This is a genomic window from Pseudomonas citronellolis, assembly GCF_029335315.1.
Taxonomy (GTDB): Bacteria; Pseudomonadota; Gammaproteobacteria; order Pseudomonadales; family Pseudomonadaceae; genus Pseudomonas; species Pseudomonas citronellolis_A.
Genome location: NZ_JARJLT010000169.1, coordinates 1 through 2,924, shown reverse-complemented (window position 1 = coordinate 2,924; position 2,924 = coordinate 1). Strand labels below are relative to the sequence as shown.

Genomic DNA, 2,924 nt, shown 5'->3' with positions numbered 1-2,924 from the left:
TTGGCCACCTCGATCCCTTTTTGACCCTTTGCAGGGTTCTGCCGGGGAACGAAGGGTCTTAGAGTCCGGGGTCTCGCCCAGGGAATGGCCGCCAGGGCCGCGACCGCCGACGCTTCACCGCGTGGGCCCAAGGGAGCGCCGCCTGCGAGAATCCACAAGAACAATGCCCCGAGAACGCTCATGACCAGCCTTTGCTTCGCCCCGGTACGCGGCCAGCCGCGCGCACCCTTCCTCCTCGCCCGATTCGCCCGCCGGCAGCGCTGCGGCTGACCCGCCCCGCTCCCGACTCCTCGGCGGCCCGCCGCCACTGCGCAACAACGAAAAGAATCGCGAGGAAACATCGATGGCCATCGAACAAGGCGCCCGCATGAGCGCCAGCACCGGCAACACCAGCCAGCCCGCGGCGGACGCCCGCCTGAAACGCATCCTCGGCCTGCCGGCCCTGGTCTTCTTCGGCCTGGTCTACATGGTTCCGCTGACCATGTTCACCACCTACGGCGTAGTCACCGAAATGACCGGCGGACGCACCGCCAGCGCCTACCTGATCACCCTGCTGGCGATGCTGTTCACTGCCGCCTCGTACAGCTTCATGGTGCGCAAATACCCGATCGCGGGTTCGGCCTACTCCTACACCAGCCTGAGCTTCGGCCCGGCGGTCGGCTTCCTGTCCGGCTGGTCGCTGCTGCTCGACTACCTGTTCCTGCCGATGATCAACTACCTGCTCATCGGCCTGTTCATGAACATCGCCTTCCCGGAAATCCCGGCGTGGGTCTTCGTGGTCGCCTCCATCGCCCTGGTCACCGTGCTCAACGTGGTGGGCATCAGCCAGGTGGCGGGCATGAGCAACGCCATCGTCGGCGCCCAGCTGGTGTTCATCGTGGTGTTCGTGGTTATGTCGCTGAAGAGCCTGTCCGGCGCCCCCGCGGTGGACCTCGCGGCGCCCTTCGTCGGCGACGGCAGCCAGCCCGGCTTCGCCCCGCTGATGGCCGGCGCCGCCGTACTGTGCCTGTCGTTCCTGGGTTTCGACGCGGTCTCCACCATGGCCGAGGAAACCCGTGACGCGCGCCGCGACATCCCCCGCGCGATCATCATCACCACCGTGCTGGCCGGCCTGCTGTTCACCCTGCTGGCGATCATCAGCCAGCTGGTGTTCCCCGGCAGCGTGTTCCAGAACGCCGACTCGGCGGCCAACGAAGTGATGCTCAAGGCCGGCGGCCAGTTCCTCGGCAACTTCTTCACCGCCGCCTACATCGCCGGCTGCATCGGCTCGGCGCTGGCCTCGCAGGCCTCGGTGTCGCGCATCCTGTTCACCATGGGCCGCGACGGCATCCTCCCGCGCAGCCTGTTCGGCACCCTGCACGCACGCTTCCAGACGCCGGTGGTATCGATCCTGGTGGTCTCGGCCATCTCGCTGCTGGCGCTGGTGCTCGACCTGACCACCCTGGCCTCGATGATCAGCTTCGGCGCCCTGGTGGCCTTCTCGGTGGTCAACCTGGCGGTGATCCGCACCTACCTGGGCGTCGAAGGGCGCCGCGCGCCGGCCGACCTGGTGCGCTACGGCGTGGTGCCGTTCATCGGCCTGTGCCTGACCCTGTGGCTGTGGACCAGCCTCTCGCAGCTGACCCTGGTGGTCGGCCTGAGCTGGTTCGCCGTGGGCTTCGCCTACCTGGCGGTGCATACCGGCGGCTTCCGCCGCAAGGCGCCGAGCGTGAGTTTCGAGGAAAACGCCTGACCCCCAACGGACCCAACCGGGCGCCGCCGGGCGCCCCCTGGAGCGCATGATGTTGACGATCTACACCGACGACCATCGCTTGCACCACGGCCAGCATGAGCTGATCGGTGGCCAGTTCACACCCTGCTTCGAGAAGCCCAGCCGCGCCGACATGGTCCTCGATCGGGTCAAGGCGGTGGGCCTGGGCGATATCCAGGGGCCACGGGATTTCGGCCTGGAGCCGATCCGGCGGATTCACACCGAAGGTTTCATCAACTTCCTCCAGCACGCCTGGCGCGACTGGCTGGCCACCGGGCGGACGCACGACATGCTGCCGATCTGCTGGCCGACCCGGCGCCTGCGGCAGAAGGAACCGGACAGCATCGACGGCCGCCTGGGCTTCTACTCGCTGGACGCCGGCGCGCCGATCACCGCCGGCACCTGGCAGGCGATCACCAGCTCGGTGAACGTCGCCATGACCGGCCAGGCCGAACTGGCCAAGGGCGCGCGCTCGGTGTTCAGCCTGTGCCGGCCGCCGGGCCACCACGCCTCGGCCGACTTCATGGGCGGCTACTGCTTCTTCAACAATGCCGCCATCGCCGCCCAGGCGACCCTCGACCAGGGCGCCAGCCGGGTGGCGATCCTCGACGTCGACTACCACCACGGCAACGGCACCCAGGACATCTTCTACGACCGCGCCGACGTGCTGTTCACCTCGATCCACGGCGACCCGCGTTTCGAATACCCCTACTTCCTCGGCTACGCCGACGAGAAGGGCCAGGGCGTCGGCGAAGGCTTCAACTTCAACTACCCGCTGGCCTCGGGCAGCGACTGGTCGGTGTGGAACCTGGCGCTGCAGGCGGCGATCCGGCAGATCTCGGCCTACGCGCCGGACGTGCTGATCGTCTCCCTCGGCGTGGACACCTACAAGGAAGACCCGATCTCGCAGTTCAAGCTCGACTCCCCGGACTACCTGCGCATGGGCGAGGCCATCGGCAAGCTGGGCCTGCCGACGCTGTTCGTCATGGAAGGCGGCTATGCGGTGGAGGAGATCGGGATCAACGCGGTGAACGTGCTGCAGGGCTTCGAGAGCATCGGTTGAGGGCCAATCCCTGTAGGAGCGAGCTTGCTCGCGAACGGGGCTTCACCGGCAATCTCGGCGCTTGACCTGAAGAGTTCCCGGCGCGCCAGAGCCACCGGGAGACCTGGTCCG

Annotated in this window: 2 protein-coding genes; both read left to right on the top strand. The window is 67.5% G+C overall.

All coding sequences use genetic code 11. From position 1 onward, the window contains the following. The first annotated feature begins 367 nt into the window (after positions 1–367). Positions 368–1,732, top strand: coding sequence for an APC family permease (locus P3W75_RS13395; RefSeq protein WP_276227839.1), 1,365 nt, complete (start codon positions 368–370; stop codon positions 1,730–1,732). 49 nt (positions 1,733–1,781) lie between these two features. Then, positions 1,782–2,813 carry a histone deacetylase family protein gene (locus P3W75_RS13390; protein WP_276227838.1) on the top strand — a complete coding sequence of 344 codons (1,032 nt, stop codon included), beginning with the start codon at positions 1,782–1,784 and terminating at the stop codon, positions 2,811–2,813. Positions 2,814–2,924 lie beyond the last annotated feature (111 nt).